Below are 19,419 nucleotides of genomic sequence, written 5' to 3' on the forward strand. Positions count from 1 at the left end.
AAAGGAGATTTCTTTTTGACGCTTAGAACGGCCTATCATTTTTTCTCATAGTTTAATAGGAAAATAGTTGACATTTCGCATGAATATCCCCTAAAATTACAAAAGTAAGTCAAATGTTATGAAAATATTACAAACAGATGTCAAACTAATAAAGAATGACCCGTCATGAGAGGAGATTTGAAAGTTGTGTCAGTAAAGGGAAAATGGAGTATCGTCCTATTTGCGCTTGCAGTCGTCATTGGAGCAGTTGCTTTCTTTCAAAATCAACAAGCAAGCGGTACAGAGAAGAAAAATGTAAAGCAGGATACGAACTATAAAAACGTAGAAATTGTCACTCTCGTAAATGACGGGAAATTTATGAGATATGCAGTCAACTATCCTCTTTTTCATCAAAAAGAGCTAGATGATAAGATTCAAAGCTATGCCAATTCGGCATTAGAGCATTTCAAAAAAACATTCAGTGAAGCAAAGGATATCGATGAACATAAACGCTATGAACTGAATATTGATTATGAAATGGTGCATTATGCAAAGCAGTCTGCTGCCATTCGTTTTACGACCTATACGTATACTGGCCAGCAAAATGGAACCACCAATCATCTCACGATTAACTTTGATTTTCAGAAAAAAACCTTTCTTGACACAAAAGATTTATTTCTGCCTAAAACCCATTATTTAAAGAAATTATCCTATATTACATATACAGAGCTTCGGAAGGACAAAACCTTATCTAAGGATCAGCCTCTCCTTCAGAAAGGAACAGCCCCTGATGCTCAAAACTTCAGTCAATTTGCCTTGAAAGACAAATATGTAGAATTTTATTTCCCTGCATCTCAAGTAGCCGCAGAGGATCTTGGTCCGCAAACACTCGCGATCAAAAAGACATTGCTGAAGGACATATTAAAGCCAGAATATATGGATAAACTGAAAAATAAAAATGAAATGAAAGAACCGAATCCAAAAAGAAAAGCCGTCAAGCTGCCGCAAAAATCAAAGCTTGACCCGAATAAAAAAGCCATCGCACTCACATTTGATGATGGACCGAATCCAGCGACAACCTCAAAAATTTTAGATGCGCTGAAGGCAAATAAAGGACATGCTACCTTTTTCGTATTAGGCAGCAGGGTGCAATATTACCCTGGAATGCTTGCCGATATTTTAAAAAGCGGGAATGAGATCGGAAACCATTCCTACAATCACCCTTTATTAACAAGACTGCCTTTAGATGAAGCGGTCAAACAAGTGAAGGACACCCAGCAGCTGATTGAGAAAGCGAGCGGATATACACCTACGCACTTTAGACCGCCATATGGCGGTACAAATCAAGATATCAATCATGCAATTGGGATGAAGGTCACTTTGTGGGATGTTGATCCAGAGGATTGGAAAATCCGCAACAGCCAGCAAATCACAAACCGCGTTCTCTCACATGCAGCCGATGGCAGAACAGTGTTAATGCACGATATTTATGAAAGCTCAGCCCAAGCTGCCGTAAAGATCATTCATGAACTCACCAAACAAGGCTACCAGCTCGTCACAGTGAGTGAACTTGAACAATTAAAAAAAGAACGACATGAACAAACCCCTGTAGAGTAAACAGGGGTTTTAGATTGTTGACAAAGGGGTAAAATGATCTTTATTTTAGCTCTTTGTCTTCTTTTCAGCGTGATAGAAAACCTTTGAAGTCTAGGAAGGACGAGTACCGGAGCGGAGCGAATTGTACATTTGTGAGCACCGGCACGCAGGACTGACAAAGAATGCGAGGGTTTGTCTACACGCTGAAACCCCTGTAGAGTAAACAGGGGTTTTCTTTTACGACTCCAAAGACTTTTTTTGTTTCAATAATACTTGAAATGTCTCTTCAAGCTCTTGCGACGGCTCAATACTTAAACGGCTGAGCACTTCAGACAGCTGCATATCAATTAACAGAAGCTCCTCTTCTCTATTTGTCACAGCTGGTTTTTCTTCCTTTTGTTTATAGGCTTCATATGTGCCGTCAAATCCTTCAATACGTTCCTCATGAATATGGAAAATACGAGTGGCAACCTCTTCAATCAGCCTGCGATCGTGGGAAACAAACACAACGGTACCTGGGTAATCCTTCAATAGACCTTCAAGTGCTTCAACTGCCGCCAGATCTAAAAAGTTCGTCGGTTCATCCAGCATGAGAACATTGGCATCACTGACGAGTAAGGACGCAAGCATCGTCTTCACCCGTTCTCCCCCGCTTAATACCTCAACAGGCTTGTGCACATCATCCCCTCTAAATCCTAGTCTCGCCAAAACCGTTCGAACCACTGTCTCATCTTGAACTGCCTCTTTCAGCGCATTTTGTAAAATCGATTCATCTACCTTCAATCCTGACAGATCCTGACGAAAATAGGCTAGCTTGACAGCCTCTGAACGAGTAACTCCGGGATGTCCATTCACTAACATACGGAGAAATGTCGTTTTGCCGCACCCGTTCTTTCCGATAATGGCAACCTTGTCTCCGCCCCTCACTTCCACATTCGCCTGCCTCCAAAGCACTTTATCTCCCGCCTTGCCATCTACATTTTCTACTCTCAAAATGGTACGGCTTGCTGTTTCCTTCATCGTATGCTGAGTCATTTGAATGGGCTGAATGTCCTTTACCTTCTCCACCTTTTCTAATTTCTCCATCCTTGTTTCAATGGATTTGGCTGTTTTTTGCAGTTTTTTTTGCTTATTTGCATAGTAGGGCTTTGCAATTTTAGGTCCTGAGGATTTCACCTTTTGGGAGGGCTTTGTCGCTTTGTCCGCCTTTTTCTTTTTCTTTTCAAGTGCATGCTCTAACTGTTTTTTCTTTTGTGTATACGCTTCATACGCTTCCACCTGCTGACGATGTGCCAGCTCTTTTTGCTGTGCAAAATGTGTGTAATTGCCTTTGTAATGATGAAGCTTCCCATGATCCAGCTCCCAAATCTCCGTACATATTGCATCTAAAAAAGCACGATCATGTGAAACAACAATGAGAGCTCCTTGATAATGACGCAGCTTATCTTCCAGCCACTCAATATGCTCCGTATCCAAATGAGTGGTCGGTTCATCTGCTAATAAAAGGGCAGACGGCCGGCTTAATGCTCTTTCAATATAAGTCTGGGTCATTTCACCGCCACTCTGTCTGCCGTCTCCTTGTTTCAATTGAGGAAGCAGCGTACAGACCGCTGTGGCGGCAACCGTGCCGCTGTCTGGTGTTTCCTGTCCTGCCAGCACATGCAATAAAGTCGTTTTTCCGCTGCCATTTGTCCCTACAAGACCAATGCGATCACCTTGATGGATGGCGAGTTCCTCAATATCAAATAACAAGCGATCTTTTCGAAATACCTTTAACTGATTGGCTTTTAATAACATCCAATCCTCTCCTTTCATATCAGGAGACATGAAAAAGCCTCCCATTCTCAGAATAGGAGGCAAAATGGTGTACAAAAATAAGCGGATTGATCCAGTATGGTGTGCCGTTCATATTTGAACACACACATCCCACGTATCAATCACTTCATTTTTTGATTCCCAAGCTGTACCATCCTATTCCGAAGCTAAAAAATGAAAACGCAACAAACATGGCAAACTGATCGTTTGCTCACTGCCTTCGTTCGTTCATTTTGCTTACAGGTCATAGGATTAGTACTTCATTGCATTGGGTCACCCTTCCGTTGTTTGTTACGTATACGATAAAAGATTGGTTATTTTTTGTCAAGCTGAAATGGCATAAGTGAGTCAATTAACTGGAGTGTAAATGGATGGGACACTTCAAACAGTTCGTCCTTTTTGCATTCTTCCACTAGGCTTCCTTCATGTAAAAATAGGAGGCGGTCACATAGATACACCGCTGCTTCTACATCATGAGTAATGAGAAGCATGGTCATGTCTAGCTCTTGTTTTAATGTCTCAAGCAGCTCCAATATTTGTACTTGAACAGAGACATCCAGTGAGCTCAAGACTTCATCTAGTATGAGAATGGCTGGATGCGTCGATATGGCTCGTGCGATGCACACTCGCTGGAGCTGACCACCGCTTAGCTGATGAGCATATTGATTCAGTACAGACGAGGGCAGCCTGACTTGCTCAAGTAATGACAAAACCTTCTGATCCAGATTCTGATTCTGCTTTAACAAACGCATCGGTTCTGCTATGATCTCTTTCACGGTAAAGGAAGGGTGAACAGAAGATAGATAATCTTGAAAGACAACACTCATTTTCCCCCGATTCACCCTCCGCCATTTGTCAGCTGTCATACCATCAATCTGTACCTCTCCTCCATCTATTTTTTCTAAACCGAGCAGGATACGTGCCAATGTACTTTTGCCACTGCCGCTCTCACCGACTAATCCGGCACATTGTCCTTTTTCGATTTGAAACGAAACATTTGATATGCGGTCTTTTGATTTCCTTTGATTTGAAAAAAGACCTTTCTTCTCACCGTGTTTGACTAGATCGATAGCTGTGATCAACATGGAAACGCCTCCACTCTCTTCTGCCGCCGCAGTGCTTCAGTAGGGGCAGATAATCGAAGCCTCGTCTCAAGTAAATGCTTTGTTTGGGGATGCTCGGGTGATGTGAACACTTCCTTGGCTGACCCATGCTCAAGCATTACTCCTTGGTGCATAACCATCAATTCATCAGCGATTTCCTGAACGATGCCTAGATCATGCGTTATGACGATTAAGGTAACACCCGTTTCTTCCTTTAAACTGTGTAATTGTCTGATGACTTCACGCCGATTAAAGGCATCAAGTGATGCAGTTGGCTCGTCTGCAATGATCACATCTGGAGAAAGCATCATCGTGATGCCAATCATCACACGCTGAAGCATTCCTCCAGACAGTTCATACGGATATTTTTTCATCAAATCATATGGATTTTTTAAATGGACACGTGTAAGCCCAGCCATAGCATGTGCTTTCCCTTCTTTTCCTCGTAAGCCCAAATGCTGCTGAAATGTTTCCACCATTTGATGACCAATCGTTTCGATAGGGTTGAATGCATTCATGACATCCTGTGAGATGAAACCTATTCGTTTCCCCCGCCATTGATGCGCTTCTTGATTTGTTAATGTTTTGCCGTCAAAAATGATCGTTCCTTCCACTTCTAGCGAAGGGGCGACAAGATCAATTAACGCTTTGGCGACAGTTGATTTTCCACTGCCACTTTCCCCAATGATGGCTAAACAGCGTTGTTGATGTAAAGAAAATGTGATATTCGTCACTATATTCTTTTGCTGCTGTGGATCATGTACGGACAGATTTTTTACGTCGATTAAAGGCAAATGGCCTCACCCCTTTCTTTCTGGTATGATGCATGGCAGGATTCGCGGCATGCTGAAGGCTGTCTCCTAAAAAGCTCAACGCCATGACCACAAACAAGATGGCAAGTCCAGGCGCAAGCATATGAGCTGGATGTGTCACCATGACATTCTTCGCCTCGTTGAGCATCATGCCCCATTCTGGTGTAGGTGCACTCACACCTAATCCAAGAAAAGACAGTGCTGATATATTTAAGATCACCCAGCCCGCATCAAGTGTCGCAAAAACAGCCATTTCTCCTGAGATGCGAGGAAATAGATGTCTCCTCAATATGTAAAGGGGTTTACCGCCTGTCACCTTTGCAAATTGAACAGAAGGTTCATTCGCATATTGAAGGACAGACGACCGAATCATTCTTGTATACCAGGCCCATTTCGCTAGGACATTGGCCAAAATAATATTGAATAGTCCAGGTCCGAGTATTCCCACAACCGCAAGAATCATCACCTCTGCTGGAAAGGACAGCATGACATCACACAGCCTCATCAAAACCCCATCCACCTTTCCTCGAAAGAAGCCTGCCATGAGTCCAAGTGCGCTGCCAATGAGCATCGTGATACACATCGTCAGCATAGCCGCAAGCATTGTTGTCCGAATGCCATATAAAAGCCGCGATAATACACATCTCCCCAGATGATCCGTTCCGAGTGGGTAAGTAAGACTGATACCGGCATATTTTTGAAGAATGTTCGTATTTGTTGGGTCATGTGGTGCTAACATTGGAGCAAACAGTCCAGCTAATGCGACAAGCACTAACAGCCAGATTGAAAGAATCGCCATACGGTCTTTTCTTAATTGATGCCACCCTATCATTGTTGTCATACCTCCTTTCGCAATTGCGGATTCATGGTCATTTGCATCATATCAGCGATGAGGTTGCACATAACAAACAGGAACCCCATCACAAACAAATAGGCTTGAATAATAGGGAAGTCAGCATGGAAAATAGCCGTTACACACAACCGGCCCACCCCTGGCCAAGCAAAAAGGTTCTCAATAATGACGGTTCCCGCAATGAGCTTTGGAATAGACATGCCAAGTGCTGTTACCGCTAATTGCAGGGCATGCCTCATGACTTTCAGTTGAACGGTTCGTTCCTTTAAACCACGTGCTCTTGCATAAAAAACAAAGGGCTCGTGCTGAAATTTTAGAATTTGATTACGTATGAGTCTCACATAGGTCGATAAGTAGCCTAATGATAATGTGACAGCTGGAAGAAGAATCGATTTGAACCCTTCCATTCCACTCGTATTAACCCAATTGAATTTGACAGAAAAAAGCCAAATCAACAAAATTCCCAGCCAAAAACTAGGCATTGAAGCGGCGATAAACACAAAGGCTCTCAATAAACGGTCCACCCAAGTGTGAGCAGCATATGCACAGATCCCCCCGAACAATAAACTGAGCACTATGATAAAAAAGAGCGCTGCTCCTGCAAGCTGCAATGTCGCAGGCAGCGCCTCCATGATAAGATCAAAAACGGGCTCCTGCGTGACATAGCTCCTGCCAAAATCACCTGTTAATCCATTTTTAAGCCATGTGGCATAGCGTATGAAAAATGGCTGGTCTAAGCCTAACTCCTGCCGCATCGATTCAATCATTTCTTCTGTTGGAGTGACTTGATTCACCCGCAAAGCGACTTCTGCTGGATCACTTGCCCGCATCGTCAGCAGTACAAAAGCAAAGAAGGTGATGAAGATCATAAGCGGAAAAAGCATCAGTATTCGTTTTAAGAGATAGCGAGTCATGTCTCTACCTCCGTTTTATGACGCAAAATACATACGGTCAAATGGGATTTCATACTGAGACACATGAAAACCTACGCCTTTCAGGCGCTTATTATAAACAGCCTTTGTCACAGAATAAGAGATTGGGAGGTAGACATTTTCATCATGGATATACGTCAATATTTCTTGATACATTTGTTTCCGCTTTTGCTCATCTGGTTCTACTAATACTTCCGTAATCGTCTCGTCCAGCCACTTTTTCTTTTTCAGTCCTAATTGAGCTTGATAATCAGCATGGGATGCTACACGGAATGAAGAGACATAAGTTTGTGGATCATAAGGAAGCCCCCAAGACAGCGAGTACATCAGATCGAACTTTCCTGTTTTTTGGCGATCTAAGAATGCCTGTTTTTCTTCTCCTCTAATATCCAGCTTGATCCCCACCTGCTTGAAATCTTGTTGAATCGATTCACTGATCGTTCTTTCCCCTGCATTATCGGAATTATAGTAAATAGCCACACTCAGCAGTTTGCCATTTTGATAGCGATACCCGTCTTCTTTCATCCTCCAGCCTGCCTCATCCAATATTGCCTCTGCTTTCTTCTTTTGATAAGTTTTCTTTTTCAGTGGAATATCTGCGTAAGGGACAGAAGGAGCAAGCAATGTGTGTGCCACCTTTTCCGTTCCATTTAAGATGCCTTCAGTGATCATGTCCTTTTGAATGGCGTATTGAAAAGCTTCTCTTATTTTCGGATCTTTTGTGATTGGCTGGTTTGAATTAATCACAATCGATCTTGAACCAACAGGAGGGCTCACGGTGACACCATATTGCCCTGCTTCTTTTAAAGCCTGGAATGAGTCTCCATCAATCATGTCACCATCTGCTCCAAATAAAAGATCAATCTCTCCTTTTTGAAGCGCAAGTAAGATGGTTTGGTGATCCGGCATGACTTTCCATTTCACAGTTGAAATTTTCGGCTTTTGCCCCCAATAGTGGTCATTCATTTCAAAAACGGCATATTGATTTTTCTTATGTTCCTTTAGTACATAAGGACCTGTACCTGCATAGCTTTTAACTCCTTTTGCAGTCGTTCCAGCAATGAAGCTTTTTGGAGAAATAAAACGGAAGGGGCGTGTTAAGCCCAGCTCTTCTAACGCAGGATAATAAGGCTCTTTCAACGTGAGAACAAATGTATCGTCATCTACCGCCTTTGTGGATTTGATTTCAGATACGAGATTAAGCCAAGCGTTCTTTTCAATATTTTTGACGACAGCATCAATATTCAATTTCACTGCCTTTGCATTAAAAGGCTCACCATCTGAAAAAGTCACACCTTTTCGAAGATGAAAGGTGTAGGTCCTTCCATCCTTTGATATGTCCCAGCTTTTCGCTAAGGCAGGCTGAACGCCCTTCTCTGTATTGACGACAAGCGATTCAAACACCATATTTTGAGCAGCCATCTCTCCACCGTATAGATGGGGATTGATGTCCCTGATATCTTTTGTACTTGCATACACGAGCTCATCTTCTTCTCTATCATTGCTGGAAGATGCTTTGTTTTCAGAGCATGATGCCAATAAAAAACAAGCCATCACTGAAAACAGCATCAAGGTGTATGTCACATAGGGATGCCTTTTCTCATATTTCTTTTTTATGTAAACAGGTTGATCCTTCATATGTACTTCCCCCAATTCAACATTATCGTAATCATTACGATTATTAATCGAAATGATTACGAATTGAATATTAGCATACAGAAATGGGAAATACAACGTCTTTTCATAAAAAAAACAGACTCATAATTGAGTCTGTTTCGCTTGTATAAATTGGTCGATCACCTTTAATGCTTTTTCTGTTCCACCTGCCGCTTGGAAGCTTTCTTCAATTTTCTCAATCCCCGCACGGTACGTGTCACTGCCTAAAACCTTCTCAACAGTTTCTCTTAGCTGCTTTGGTGTCAGCTGATCTTTATCAAGTGTACAGGCAGCAGATAATTCGGTCAGTCTTTGTGCCACCATCGGCTGATCTTTATCGACTGGAATGACGACCATCGGAACGTGGTAATGAATACCTTCATTGACACTATTCATCCCGCCGTGCGTTATAAACACATCTGTCAGTTCGAGCACTTCAAGCTGCGGCACATAAGGTTCGATCAGAAAATGAGCAGGCGGCTCTTTTAAGAGAGAACGATCTACTTTTTCACCTGTTGCGATAATCACTTTTCCGTCAAAGTCTTCGAAAGCATCTATACACATATTAAAAAATGCTTCTGTATCACCAAGAACGGTGCCCATGGAAATAAAAACGACTTTTTCTTGCTCAAGTGCTTCCAGCGGGAAATCATGCTGGTCGGCTCTTTTTAGAAAGCTCGGTCCAATGAAAACAAACGAATCGTTTAATGAATCAACTGAAGGCTGGAAATATTCACTTGTATAGACGATATTCAGTTCTCCACGGTTTTTCATAAATTGCATCAAACGCGTTGGCTGAACGCCAAAACGCTCTTGTATTTTTTCTAACAGATGATCGGCTTTCTCATCCTTTCTGTATAGCGGTGTATCAAAATGCGCCTCTTGCAGCACAAAAGATGGGTTGGAACCAATGCTCGGAATGTGCAAGTAATCTCGAACAAGCTCCCCTGCCCCAAACATATCAAAGTAAACCAAATCAAATGAATGCTTCTCGGAAAGTGTTTCCACCACCTCTAAAATATCATATGATGTTTGCAGCATGGCATGAAAGAACGGCTGCATGGAATCTAAATCTCCTTCTTCCACATGTAATGTCCGAATATAGTCTGGATGTATATGTACGTGAGCGCCTAAGCGTTTGATTCGTTCCTCATAATGTACAGTTGTGACCGCATGCACTTCATCGCCTCGATCCGCCCATGATTTAATCATTCCTAACATAGGATTCACATGTCCTTCAGCTGGAAACGTAATCAATAAAATCTTCGCCACAAGAAATTCCTCCTCATTGTCAATTCCCTTCCATGTTAATCATATACAGCAAGCTGGCTCAACAAATACGCCTGAAAAGGGAAGAAATGAGTCTTACGTCCAGTATTTCATGGAGGGACATGAACATAACACCTTCTCACGAGCAAACATCCAATATTTTTGTATAATTAGTCATAATATTATTTTCAGCTTCATATTGGAGGGGATATTTTGTGAAAGTCTTGGAGAAATACAGTTATTTAATTATCATTCTTTGTCTAGCGGCAATGATCGTGACAAACTTCACTGTGAATGACAATACAATAAAAAATACTGTATCCGTGATTGGATTTATCATTGTTCTTCTTACAATTATACCTGCGGCTATTTACAGGAAAGGCCAGAAAGGCAGATAACCCTTTATTCTAAAGCAGTAACCCCCACTCTTATGTTAAGAGTGGGGGTTATTTTATTATATTCTGATAGATGTTGCTGTGTTGCAACCAGATCATTTTTTCACTTGCTTACCCTAGCTTTATTAGAAGAGAACGATCAATCCGATTGAGCACACAAAAACCCCTCTCCATATGAAGAGGGGTTCATGAAAGACCTTTATCATCGTAAGCAAGGTCAAGTACGCGCTCGGAGGGATTCGAACCCCCGGCAGACGTGGTACCGGAAACCACCGCTCTATCCAACTGAGCTACGAGCGCACGATATGTTTTTTGAACGTCAGCATATCAAATTATAAGGGAAATGCTGCAAGAAAGCAATGATTAATCATTCGTCATGATGATGTATTTTCTTACTTTGTATTCATACACTAATATGATGGTTTGAAGTGGAATGATTTTGGGGAAAATGGATAGGGGTATTTGAATTTAGGTCAGCGTTTTGTTTGACCTTTATTGACCAAAAATGTATCATTGAATTACATACTTACCTAAAAGGTGAAGGAGGAACATTATGAATTTAATACCTACAGTCATTGAGCAAACAAATCGTGGGGAAAGAGCTTACGACATTTATTCTCGTCTTTTAAAAGACCGTATTATCATGCTTGGTTCTGCGATCGATGACAATGTTGCCAACTCCATCGTGTCACAGCTGCTTTTCTTAGAAGCTGAAGATCCAGAAAAAGATATTTCTATCTACATTAACAGCCCTGGCGGTTCAATCACAGCTGGTATGGCCATTTACGATACGATGCAATTTATTAAACCAAAGGTATCAACTATTTGTATTGGTATGGCTGCATCTATGGGTGCGTTCCTACTTGCTGCTGGTGAAAAAGGTAAGCGTTATGCTCTTCCAAACAGTGAAGTCATGATTCACCAACCACTAGGCGGTGCCCAAGGTCAAGCAACTGAAATTGAAATTGCGGCAAAACGAATCCTTTCTTTACGCGATAAACTGAACCAAGTACTTGCTGAACGTACTGGTCAGCCAATTGAAGTCATTGAGCGCGATACAGATCGTGACAACTTCAAAACAGCGGAAGAAGCACTTCAATACGGACTCATTGACAAAGTCTTGACCCGTAATACAGAAGACCAAAAATAATGATCACAACACAAACCGTCTGTTCCTGAACAGACGGTTTTTTGTTTTCATCATACTTTAAGACAGCTCCGTCCATTTCTGCTGAAGAGACGGTGTTTGATAAGAAGCCATCTGCGTAATTAATTCCTCCGGTTCACTCGAAGCATGTAACAATTGAAGGTGTGATTCATTCGAAAAACCTTCCTGTACACTGAATTTCACCATGTCTATGAGCGGATTGAAGTAGTCATTCACTTGATACAATCCAATCGGCTTTTGATGGATGCCGATTTGTGCCCAGCACAGCACCTCAAATAATTCTTCATATGTACCAAAGCCGCCTGGCATCGCAATAAACCCATCTGCCAGCTCGCTCATTTTCGCTTTTCGTTCATGCATGCCTGTTACCTCAATTAGCTCTGTCAGCTCTTGATGCACGACTTCTCCTCTAAAAAGTCCCTTAGGCATGACCCCGATCACTTGCCCGCCATGTCTCATGACCTCATCGGCAATCGCGCCCATTAACCCAATACGCGATCCTCCGTAAACAAGACGAATGCCCTGCTTCGCCATATAAGCACCCAGCTCTACAGCCTTTTGTTTGTAGACATCATTTACACCTGGATTCGAACCAGCAAACACACAAATCGTTTTCATCAAAACAGCCCCATCTCTCTCTATGATTTCTTCACCCACTCATTCTACTATAATGATTTGTAAAGAAACAGCCGTTTCTTCTATATATAGTGTAAAATCAAAAGAGTGAACACCATATAAGGAGCTGTATAGAGAGAATGCAAACAACTGAGATGGAGAAGTGGATCAAGGACTTTTATCAAACGAGAAATTGGACAGAATACGGACCGTTTATCCGGTTAGGCTTCTTAATGGAAGAAACGGGAGAACTCGCTCGCGCTGTTAGAGCAATAGAAATCGGACGAGACCGGCCTGATGAGCAGAGACAGGAATTATCTGAGCTAAAGAAAGAACTCATTGAAGAAATGGGAGATGTTTTAGCAAATCTCCTCATTTTAGCAGATCAATATGATGTCACAGTAGAAGAGGTCTTCAGCGCTCATCAACAAAAACTCAACAAACGCTTTTCTGGAGAAAAAGAGCCAGTAAAAAACACGTGACCAATCTGTCACGTGTTTTTTTACGCCTTAAAGATGCTGTGGTGAGATGTCATCCGTTCGTTCAAAGAAATGCTGCTTTCCGATATGATGGAATAGACCTGTTCGATGCAAAAGCTCCTTAGGCTGTGATTGAAGTCCAACGATCATCAGCTTTCCATTATGATGCTTTAACCGATTGGAGATATTCATGAGAACCGCTTCTGCCGATGTGTCCATATAATTGACTTTATTCATAAGCAGAATGAGCGTTTTCGGTTTTGTTTGAACATGGTCCAATATCGAATTTTCCAATGAATCTGTTGTTCCGAAAAAGAGCGGCCCTTCAATGGAATACATACTGATCCCTTTCTCCTCTGTCTGTTTTTCTAAAGCAGCTGCTGTTTCCATTTGAGGAACGGCGACATTTGTATGGATATTGGTCGTCTGGCTCATTTTTTTGATAAAGGCGATAAACGCTAAAATGAGACCAGCAGTGACGCCAATAATCAAATCACCAATCACTGTGAGCAGGAAGGTCACGACCAGTACAAGCGAATCAGCATTTTTCACTTTCAAAATATTGATAAACTCTTTTCTCTCACTCATATTCCAAGCAACAAACATTAAAATCGGTGCCATTGCAGCAAGTGGAATCATCGACGCATACGGCGCAAATACCATTAAGATCAGCAAGACGACAACGCCATGCACAACACCAGAAATCGGACTTGCCCCGCCATTTTTTATGTTCGTTGCCGTTCGTGCAATAGCTCCCGTCGCTGGAATTCCTCCGAAAAGCGGTGCCGCCATATTGGCAATTCCTTGCCCCACAAGCTCTTTATTGCTGTCATGCTTAGAGCCTTTCATATTATCAGCGACCATTGCGGACAAAATCGATTCCACGCCGCCTAAAAGCGCAATGACAATTGCTGGAGGCAGGAGGTATATCATTTTTTCAATCGTCAATTCAGGAAAAGCGAAGGTTGGCAGCTGACGAGGGATTTCACCATATGCAGAGCCAATCGTTTCAACTTGTCCTTGAAAAAAGAGAACGGCGAGAAACGTAGAAGCCAATAAACCTAATAGAGCACCAGGTATTTTGGGAATGTATTTTTGTGCCGCCAAAATCACGATGAGCCCGATGACGGCTGTGATAATGGCGAGACTGTTTGTGGTACCAAGATGGACCACGATTTCTCTCATATTGAGGAAAAAGCTTTCATGTTTTTCAACACCCTTTAATCCGAGGAAGTTGGCAATCTGTCCTGAAAAAATAATGACAGCAATGCCAGCAGTAAAACCGATGATAACCGGACGAGGAATAAATTTCATGAGCTTTCCTAATTTGAATATTCCGAATAATACAAGCATACAGCCTGCCATAAAACCGGCAATGAGCAAGTTTTCAATGCCGTACTGGCTGACGATCCCGAATAAAATGGGAACAAACGCCCCGGTCGGCCCGCCGATCTGATACTTTGAACCACCAAACAATGAAATCAAAATGCCGGCAACGATGACTGTGTATAATCCATATTCTGGTCCGACACCAGATGCTATGGCAAATGCCATGCCTAAAGGAATTGCCACAACGCCCACGACAAGCCCAGCGATTAAATCGCGTCTAAACTTTGATGAATTGTACCCTTCAAATCTTCCATAAAAACGCATGGTATGTGTTGGCCTCCTTCAAGTATGTGTAGATGATTTAGGTATACTGCGGGTCAATCAGTTTATCTTTCACAACGACATCCAGCTTTCCTGTTGCTGGGTGAATCACCAGTCCATGAACAGCCACATCACTTGGCATCAGTGGATGCTCTTTCACTAATTTCACACTTTGGGCCACGCTCTCTTCAACTGAATCAAAGCCTGTCAGCCAGCCCTTTAAATCAACTCCTGAATTTTTCACAATGCTTAAGCATTTCTCTTCAATTCCGCGTGCTTTCGCCTTTTCAAGTAAAGGGTCCGCCGCAAGACCTGCCATTCCGCATTCATGATGCCCTACAATGCATACTTCCTCCGCCTTTAGCTCATAGATAGCTAGCAGGATACTCCGCATCACACTGCCGAACGGATGTGTCACGATGGCGCCTGCATTCTTAATGATTTTTGCATCCCCGTTGCGCAGTCCCATAGATTGCGGCAATAATTCCAATAGACGGGTATCCATGCACGTTAAAATAACCAGTTTTTTCTCAGGAAATTTCCCCGCTTTGTAAGGCTCATAATGTCTCTCATTCACAAACTCTGAATTGTGCTGAAGAATCTGTTCTAATTTTGACTCCATTTTGCCATCTCCCATCTTTTTTAAGTAACGTAAGCGCGTGCCTGTCCTCCTTTTCTTTCTTGTGTTCTCAAGAATAGAGAAGAAAAATGATAGAAAAAAAAGAAAAAAATGAGAAAACGATGAGAAGAAATATCATCATTTTCTCTATTTTACGCTGCATCCCAACGGCTTCACGGGTTTGGTTTCAATCTATTGTTCTCATCACACCAAAAGACAATAAAATGGTTTAGTAGAAAATGACCATCCCGTTTAATACATTTCAAATATAATAAATTTTCTATCAAAAAGTCTCGATCTTTTTTCCAGTTTGTCAGATAATCTCTCGTAAAATCTTGCAATTTCACATGTCTCATCTACTATCAGCTTATTTTTATATAGATAAAAAATGCATCAGATGGCATATGAATCTACTTTTTCACTAAGAAAATGTCTTTCTTTACCGTTATTTCAGTATATTAAATATTGAGCTGCTAACATTCAAACGTGTTCTGCCGAAATGGTTGCTTTATAATAAAAGGAGTAAGATGACCATGTGAAAGGAGCGAATTGACTGTGACACCACACATTTTTGTCGCCAAACCCTTGCCTGCCTCTTTTGAGGAAATGCTAAAGGAACATTGTACATACGAGGTTTGGCAATCCAAAGACCCTATTCCAAGAGGCATGTTGTTTGAGAAGCTGCAGCACGCTGATGGTCTTTTAACGTCTGGAACAAAAATCGATCAAGAGCTGTTAGATCACGCACCAAAACTCAAGGTGGTGAGCAATAACTCTGTCGGCTATGACAATTTTGATATAGAAGCGATGAGGCAAAGAGGCGTGATTGGTACGCACACTCCTTATACGCTCGATCATACCGTGGCTGACCTTGCCTTTTCGCTCATTCTCTCCTCTGCGCGAAGAATCGCCGAGCTTGACCGTTTTATCCGTGAAGGAAAATGGACGAAATTCGTACAGGAAGAAGAGATCTTTGGCATCGACGTACATCACCAAACGCTCGGTATTATTGGCATGGGACGTATCGGAGAACAAGTGGCCAAACGGGCAGCACATGGTTTTGATATGAACGTTCTTTATCATAACCGAAGCCGGAATGAAAAGGCTGAATCGGCGTATGGCGCTGTCTATTGTGCACTTGATGATCTTTTAAAACAAGCTGATATCATCGTGTTGATTACACCGCTGACCGAGGAAACATATCATATGATAGGGGAACGAGAATTGAAGTTAATGAAGCAAACGGCTTTATTTGTAAACATTTCCCGCGGGAAAACAGTGGATGAAAAAAGCCTCATTCAAGCACTTCAGGAGGGATGGATCAAAGGCGCTGGTCTTGATGTGTATGAGCAGGAACCGCTTCAAGAGGATCATCCTTTCAAAGAGATGAACAATGTCACCCTAGCCCCTCACATCGGTTCCGCTACTGAAACAACAAGGGATCTCATGCTGAAACGAGCCATTCATAATGTGATTCATGGAATAGATGGGAAGGCGCCTGTTGATGTTGTGAAGGAGCTTACTTCATCTTGAACAGCAAAGACGCAGAAACTGCGTCTTTTAAATTGTTGACAAAGGGCTAAAATGATCTTTATTTTAGCTCTTTGTCTTCTTTTCAGCGTGATAGAAAACCTTTGCAGTCTAGGAAGGACGGCTACTTTTGCGGAGCGAATTTGACATTCGTGAGCACCAGCGCGCAGGACTGACAAAGAATGCGAGGGTTTGTCTACACGCTGAAAGACGCGAAACTGCGTCTTTTTATTTATTTCTTTAGGAGACATCAGGATAAAAGACTCATTTTAGCAAAGATCCTCATTCTTTACATTTCCTTCATGTTCGGGTGCTATAATATGAGCTAGACAAGCATCAAGAGGACGGCATCCGATTTCCTTAATAGGAGGATGAAGATGAAAAGATTGAGTTCGGTTTTTACTATGTTCGCTCTGATCGCTGCTATTCTGTTTTCTGGATTTGTCCCGCAGCAAGCTCATGCAGAAACACCTCTTACACCAACAACCACAACTGAAACTGCTTCTATTCAGCTCACGCCAGATGTGCGTACCCTTGCCGTCATTAATACGTTTGATGGTGTAGCAGATTATTTAATTCGCTACAAACGACTGCCTGATAACTACATTACGAAATCACAAGCAAGTGCTCTCGGATGGGTGGCATCTAAGGGAAATCTAGCCGAGGTGGCGCCAGGTAAAAGCATTGGTGGAGATATTTTCTCAAACCGGGAGGGACGTCTTCCTTCAGCAAGCGGCCGAACATGGCGTGAGGCAGACATCAACTACGTTTCAGGCTTCCGCAATGCAGACCGTCTTGTGTATTCAAGCGACTGGCTCATTTACAAAACAACAGACCATTATGCGACTTTCACACGTATTCGATAATCAATAAAAAAGACAGCCCTATTTGATCTGGGGCTGTCTTTTCATATGGTGGTTTACGGTATAAGCTTTTTTACGTAATCCTCAAAAGGAATCGGAAGTGGCTTTTTCGATACTTCTTCATGTTCATGTGTGGTGACATGATCCTCAGTAACGATCACACGTCCTGTTGGCGTGAGCTTTGACGCAAGTGGTCTTTTGTTAAATGGAGAGGATTCATTTTCATAAATCTCGTGTCTCATTTGGGCTAATACAGACTCGTCCACCTCATTCAATGTGAAAGCATAGCCTGTTTCAGTGCCATCTCCCTTATCTAATTGGAGCAGATGTGTCCCTTTTTCAGTTTCCTCAGCTTTGACGCGAAACCGCATTGACGCTCCTTTCACCCAATCTCCTGTAAAAGGCACAGGCTGAAGAGGTAAATTCACACCAAATCCCGCATCAATGAGGAAGCGTTCGTTGTGATGCTTCAACATGATGGCTACGTGCGTGCCATCAATTGCCCACGTATCCGCTTCTTTGTTATACACTGTGCCTTGAAGAAGCTGTACAGAGAGCCCTGCCTCTTTTAACACATAGTATAAGAGAGGATTGAGATCGTAACAAAGACCTCCTCTGTTTTCTTCAAGTAGATGCTGCTTCAACCCTTCTTGATTCAAAGCGTAGGATTGTTTGTTCAAAACAGATCTATTTTCGAATGGAAAGGTATAGGCCATTTTTTTTAATAATACAGGCAAGTCTTTAAAGGTGATGGACTGGCCTTCATATCCGACCTTCTGTAAAAAAGCTGATTGAATCATGACATTCCCTCCTAAAAAAACTGAGCCTTTGAAGAGACTCAGTTTTCTTGATTGATAAAATCTGTTAACGCCTCAATGGCTTCCTGTTCATCTGCACCATCTGCAATCAGTGTGACAGTAACCCCAGAGCTGATCGCAAGACTCATGAGACCCATAATGCTTTTCGCATTGACTTTTTTCCCATCTTTCTCTAGAAAAATATCAGCACCAAAGCGATTGGCTTCTTGTACGAACAAAGCAGCTGGACGTGCCTGCAAGCCTGTTTTCAGCTGGATGGTGACCGTTTTTTCCACCATATGATCTGCCTCCCTTTTTCATTCTCCTATTTGAGTGTAACAGCTTGTCCGTTTCGTAATTGTTCTGCGATTTGATCTAGCTTTCTTAAACGGTGGTTAATCCCTGACTTGCTGATCTTGCCGCTTTCCACCATTTCTCCAAGTTCTTTCAGCGTGACCTCTTGATAGTCGACTCGCAGTTTGGCAATTTCACGAAGCTTTTCCGGCAGGGCATCAAGCCCAATTTTTTCATCAATGAATTGAATGTTCTCGACCTGACGCAGTGATGCACCTATCGTTTTATTCAAGTTTGCTGTTTCACAATTGACGAGCCGGTTGACGGAGTTCCTCATATCTCGGACGATCCGCACATCTTCAAAGCGAAGCAGTGAGTTATGAGCACCCACAACGCTTAAGAATTCCGTGATTTTTTCTGCTTCCTTCATGTACGTAATGTACCCTTTTTTGCGCTCAAGTGTTTTACTATTGAGATGAAATTGATTCATCAGCTCACAAAGGGCATCATTATGTTCTTTATATAGTGAAAAAATTTCAAGGTGATAGGAGGACGTTTCTGGGTTATTCACAGAACCGCCTGCTAAAAAAGCACCTCTCATATAGGAGCGCTTGCAGCATCTTTTCTTCACAAGTTCTTCTGAAATATTGCGCTCAAATACAAATTGCTCACCTAATATTTTTAAATCCTCTAAAATGGTTTTCGCTCGTTCTACCAGTCTGACAATATACACGTTATTCTTTTTCAATCTCATTTTTTTACGGACGAGCAGTTCGACTGTCACATCGTATTTCTTTTTGAGCAGCGTATAAATCCGTCTTGCAATGGCTGCGTTCTCTGTCTGTATATCTAAAATCAATTTTCGATTAGAGAAAGATAATGAACCGTTCATACGGATGAGGGCAGAAAGCTCTGCTTTTGTGCAGCAGTCCTTCACGTCCAGATTAGTCAGCTCTTTTTTTGTTTCGGATGCAAATGACATCCTTGCCACCCC

The 19,419-nt window shown here is 42.2% G+C and carries 19 protein-coding genes and 1 tRNA gene; 6 read left to right on the forward strand and 14 right to left on the reverse strand.

Annotated elements, in window-relative coordinates:
- Window positions 1-186: 186 nt before the first annotated feature.
- Window positions 187-1,596, forward strand: coding sequence for a polysaccharide deacetylase family protein (locus tag MHH61_RS05755; protein WP_125586017.1), 1,410 nt, complete (start codon window positions 187-189; stop codon window positions 1,594-1,596).
- Between the two features lie 216 nt (window positions 1,597-1,812).
- Here MHH61_RS05755 and abc-f read toward each other — a convergent pair whose 3' ends face one another.
- The 7 genes from abc-f to MHH61_RS05790 form a co-directional block, all read right to left on the reverse strand.
- Window positions 1,813-3,372 (reverse strand): ribosomal protection-like ABC-F family protein, encoded by a 1,560-nt coding sequence (gene abc-f, locus MHH61_RS05760; protein ID WP_206427961.1) that lies wholly within the window; start codon window positions 3,370-3,372, stop codon window positions 1,813-1,815.
- A gap of 332 nt (window positions 3,373-3,704) precedes the next feature.
- Window positions 3,705-4,475, reverse strand: coding sequence for an ABC transporter ATP-binding protein (locus MHH61_RS05765; RefSeq protein WP_041115617.1), 771 nt, complete (start codon window positions 4,473-4,475; stop codon window positions 3,705-3,707).
- Window positions 4,469-5,287 (reverse strand): ABC transporter ATP-binding protein, encoded by an 819-nt coding sequence (locus tag MHH61_RS05770; RefSeq protein ID WP_125586013.1) that lies wholly within the window; start codon window positions 5,285-5,287, stop codon window positions 4,469-4,471. Before MHH61_RS05770 ends, MHH61_RS05765 begins: the two co-directional genes overlap by 7 nt.
- On the reverse strand, window positions 5,250-6,137 hold the full coding sequence (gene opp1C / locus MHH61_RS05775) for a nickel/cobalt ABC transporter permease (RefSeq protein WP_125586011.1): 888 nt from the start codon (window positions 6,135-6,137) through the stop codon (window positions 5,250-5,252). Before opp1C ends, MHH61_RS05770 begins: the two co-directional genes overlap by 38 nt.
- A gap of 5 nt (window positions 6,138-6,142) precedes the next feature.
- Complete coding sequence (gene opp1B / locus MHH61_RS05780) at window positions 6,143-7,072, reverse strand: nickel/cobalt ABC transporter permease (RefSeq protein ID WP_061110116.1); 930 nt, start codon at window positions 7,070-7,072, stop codon at window positions 6,143-6,145.
- 15 nt (window positions 7,073-7,087) lie between these two features.
- Window positions 7,088-8,728 carry a nickel ABC transporter substrate-binding protein gene (nikA, locus tag MHH61_RS05785; RefSeq protein ID WP_125586009.1) on the reverse strand — a complete coding sequence of 547 codons (1,641 nt, stop codon included), beginning with the start codon at window positions 8,726-8,728 and terminating at the stop codon, window positions 7,088-7,090.
- A 120-nt stretch (window positions 8,729-8,848) separates the two neighbouring features.
- On the reverse strand, window positions 8,849-10,018 hold the full coding sequence (locus MHH61_RS05790; protein ID WP_125586007.1) for a macrolide family glycosyltransferase: 1,170 nt from the start codon (window positions 10,016-10,018) through the stop codon (window positions 8,849-8,851).
- Window positions 10,019-10,230: 212 nt separating this feature from the next.
- On the opposite strand from MHH61_RS05790, the gene MHH61_RS05795 reads away from it, so the two are divergent.
- The gene (locus MHH61_RS05795) at window positions 10,231-10,413 is read left to right on the forward strand and encodes a hypothetical protein (RefSeq protein ID WP_012011344.1); all 183 of its coding nucleotides are present in this window, start codon (window positions 10,231-10,233) and stop codon (window positions 10,411-10,413) included.
- Window positions 10,414-10,634: 221 nt separating this feature from the next.
- Here the strand turns inward: MHH61_RS05795 and MHH61_RS05800 are convergent.
- A tRNA-Arg gene (locus MHH61_RS05800) sits at window positions 10,635-10,710 on the reverse strand.
- 253 nt (window positions 10,711-10,963) lie between these two features.
- Between MHH61_RS05800 and clpP the strand changes: the two genes are divergently transcribed.
- The gene (clpP, locus tag MHH61_RS05805) at window positions 10,964-11,560 is read left to right on the forward strand and encodes an ATP-dependent Clp endopeptidase proteolytic subunit ClpP (RefSeq protein WP_024427684.1); all 597 of its coding nucleotides are present in this window, start codon (window positions 10,964-10,966) and stop codon (window positions 11,558-11,560) included.
- Window positions 11,561-11,617: 57 nt separating this feature from the next.
- Here the strand turns inward: clpP and MHH61_RS05810 are convergent, their stop codons facing one another.
- Entirely contained in the window at window positions 11,618-12,196 is a 579-nt protein-coding gene (locus tag MHH61_RS05810) for a TIGR00730 family Rossman fold protein (protein ID WP_041107909.1), read from the reverse strand.
- A 137-nt stretch (window positions 12,197-12,333) separates the two neighbouring features.
- Here MHH61_RS05810 and MHH61_RS05815 point away from each other — a divergent pair, with 137 nt between their 5' ends.
- Entirely contained in the window at window positions 12,334-12,675 is a 342-nt protein-coding gene (locus tag MHH61_RS05815; RefSeq protein ID WP_098677524.1) for a MazG nucleotide pyrophosphohydrolase domain-containing protein, read from the forward strand.
- A gap of 27 nt (window positions 12,676-12,702) precedes the next feature.
- On the opposite strand, the gene MHH61_RS05820 is transcribed toward MHH61_RS05815, so the two are convergent.
- Both MHH61_RS05820 and MHH61_RS05825 read right to left on the reverse strand, forming a co-directional pair.
- Window positions 12,703-14,325, reverse strand: coding sequence for a SulP family inorganic anion transporter (locus tag MHH61_RS05820; protein ID WP_024423544.1), 1,623 nt, complete (start codon window positions 14,323-14,325; stop codon window positions 12,703-12,705).
- A 37-nt stretch (window positions 14,326-14,362) separates the two neighbouring features.
- Entirely contained in the window at window positions 14,363-14,944 is a 582-nt protein-coding gene (locus MHH61_RS05825; protein WP_024427680.1) for a carbonic anhydrase, read from the reverse strand.
- Window positions 14,945-15,496: 552 nt separating this feature from the next.
- Between MHH61_RS05825 and MHH61_RS05830 the strand changes: the two genes are divergently transcribed.
- Both MHH61_RS05830 and MHH61_RS05835 read left to right on the forward strand, forming a co-directional pair.
- A complete protein-coding gene (locus MHH61_RS05830) occupies window positions 15,497-16,474 on the forward strand; it encodes a D-glycerate dehydrogenase (protein ID WP_098677523.1) in 978 nt (325 codons plus the stop codon).
- Window positions 16,475-16,848: 374 nt separating this feature from the next.
- Complete coding sequence (locus MHH61_RS05835) at window positions 16,849-17,337, forward strand: ribonuclease (protein WP_125586005.1); 489 nt, start codon at window positions 16,849-16,851, stop codon at window positions 17,335-17,337.
- Between the two features lie 53 nt (window positions 17,338-17,390).
- Here the strand turns inward: MHH61_RS05835 and MHH61_RS05840 are convergent, their stop codons facing one another.
- The 3 genes from MHH61_RS05840 to whiA are packed head-to-tail and all read right to left on the reverse strand — an operon-like array spanning window position 17,391 to window position 19,407.
- Window positions 17,391-18,134: an arylamine N-acetyltransferase gene (locus tag MHH61_RS05840; RefSeq protein WP_125586003.1), complete on the reverse strand. Its 744-nt coding sequence runs from the start codon at window positions 18,132-18,134 to the stop codon at window positions 17,391-17,393.
- Between the two features lie 38 nt (window positions 18,135-18,172).
- The gene (locus MHH61_RS05845; RefSeq protein WP_024423549.1) at window positions 18,173-18,430 is read right to left on the reverse strand and encodes an HPr family phosphocarrier protein; all 258 of its coding nucleotides are present in this window, start codon (window positions 18,428-18,430) and stop codon (window positions 18,173-18,175) included.
- Window positions 18,431-18,456: 26 nt separating this feature from the next.
- On the reverse strand, window positions 18,457-19,407 hold the full coding sequence (whiA, locus tag MHH61_RS05850) for a DNA-binding protein WhiA (protein WP_024423550.1): 951 nt from the start codon (window positions 19,405-19,407) through the stop codon (window positions 18,457-18,459).
- Between the last annotated feature and the right edge of the window lie 12 nt (window positions 19,408-19,419).

The organism is Bacillus sp. FSL K6-3154, assembly GCF_040869395.1.
Classification (GTDB): domain Bacteria; phylum Bacillota; class Bacilli; order Bacillales; family Bacillaceae; genus Bacillus; species Bacillus safensis.

Bases quoted from the DNA above. Each gene is read 5' to 3' on its own strand.
- opp1B (WP_061110116.1), bottom strand. From the start codon at position 7,072: ATGACTCGCTATCTCTTAAAACGAATACTGATGCTTTTTCCGCTTATG.
- MHH61_RS05840 (WP_125586003.1), bottom strand. From the start codon at position 18,134: ATGATTCAATCAGCTTTTTTACAGAAGGTCGGATATGAAGGCCAGTCC.
- MHH61_RS05810 (WP_041107909.1), bottom strand. From the start codon at position 12,196: ATGAAAACGATTTGTGTGTTTGCTGGTTCGAATCCAGGTGTAAATGAT.
- whiA (WP_024423550.1), bottom strand. From the start codon at position 19,407: ATGTCATTTGCATCCGAAACAAAAAAAGAGCTGACTAATCTGGACGTG.
- MHH61_RS05835 (WP_125586005.1), top strand. From the start codon at position 16,849: ATGAAAAGATTGAGTTCGGTTTTTACTATGTTCGCTCTGATCGCTGCT.
- MHH61_RS05765 (WP_041115617.1), bottom strand. From the start codon at position 4,475: ATGTTGATCACAGCTATCGATCTAGTCAAACACGGTGAGAAGAAAGGT.
- MHH61_RS05825 (WP_024427680.1), bottom strand. From the start codon at position 14,944: ATGGAGTCAAAATTAGAACAGATTCTTCAGCACAATTCAGAGTTTGTG.
- opp1C (WP_125586011.1), bottom strand. From the start codon at position 6,137: ATGATAGGGTGGCATCAATTAAGAAAAGACCGTATGGCGATTCTTTCA.
- MHH61_RS05815 (WP_098677524.1), top strand. From the start codon at position 12,334: ATGCAAACAACTGAGATGGAGAAGTGGATCAAGGACTTTTATCAAACG.
- clpP (WP_024427684.1), top strand. From the start codon at position 10,964: ATGAATTTAATACCTACAGTCATTGAGCAAACAAATCGTGGGGAAAGA.
- MHH61_RS05845 (WP_024423549.1), bottom strand. From the start codon at position 18,430: ATGGTGGAAAAAACGGTCACCATCCAGCTGAAAACAGGCTTGCAGGCA.
- abc-f (WP_206427961.1), bottom strand. From the start codon at position 3,372: ATGTTATTAAAAGCCAATCAGTTAAAGGTATTTCGAAAAGATCGCTTG.
- nikA (WP_125586009.1), bottom strand. From the start codon at position 8,728: ATGAAGGATCAACCTGTTTACATAAAAAAGAAATATGAGAAAAGGCAT.
- MHH61_RS05820 (WP_024423544.1), bottom strand. From the start codon at position 14,325: ATGCGTTTTTATGGAAGATTTGAAGGGTACAATTCATCAAAGTTTAGA.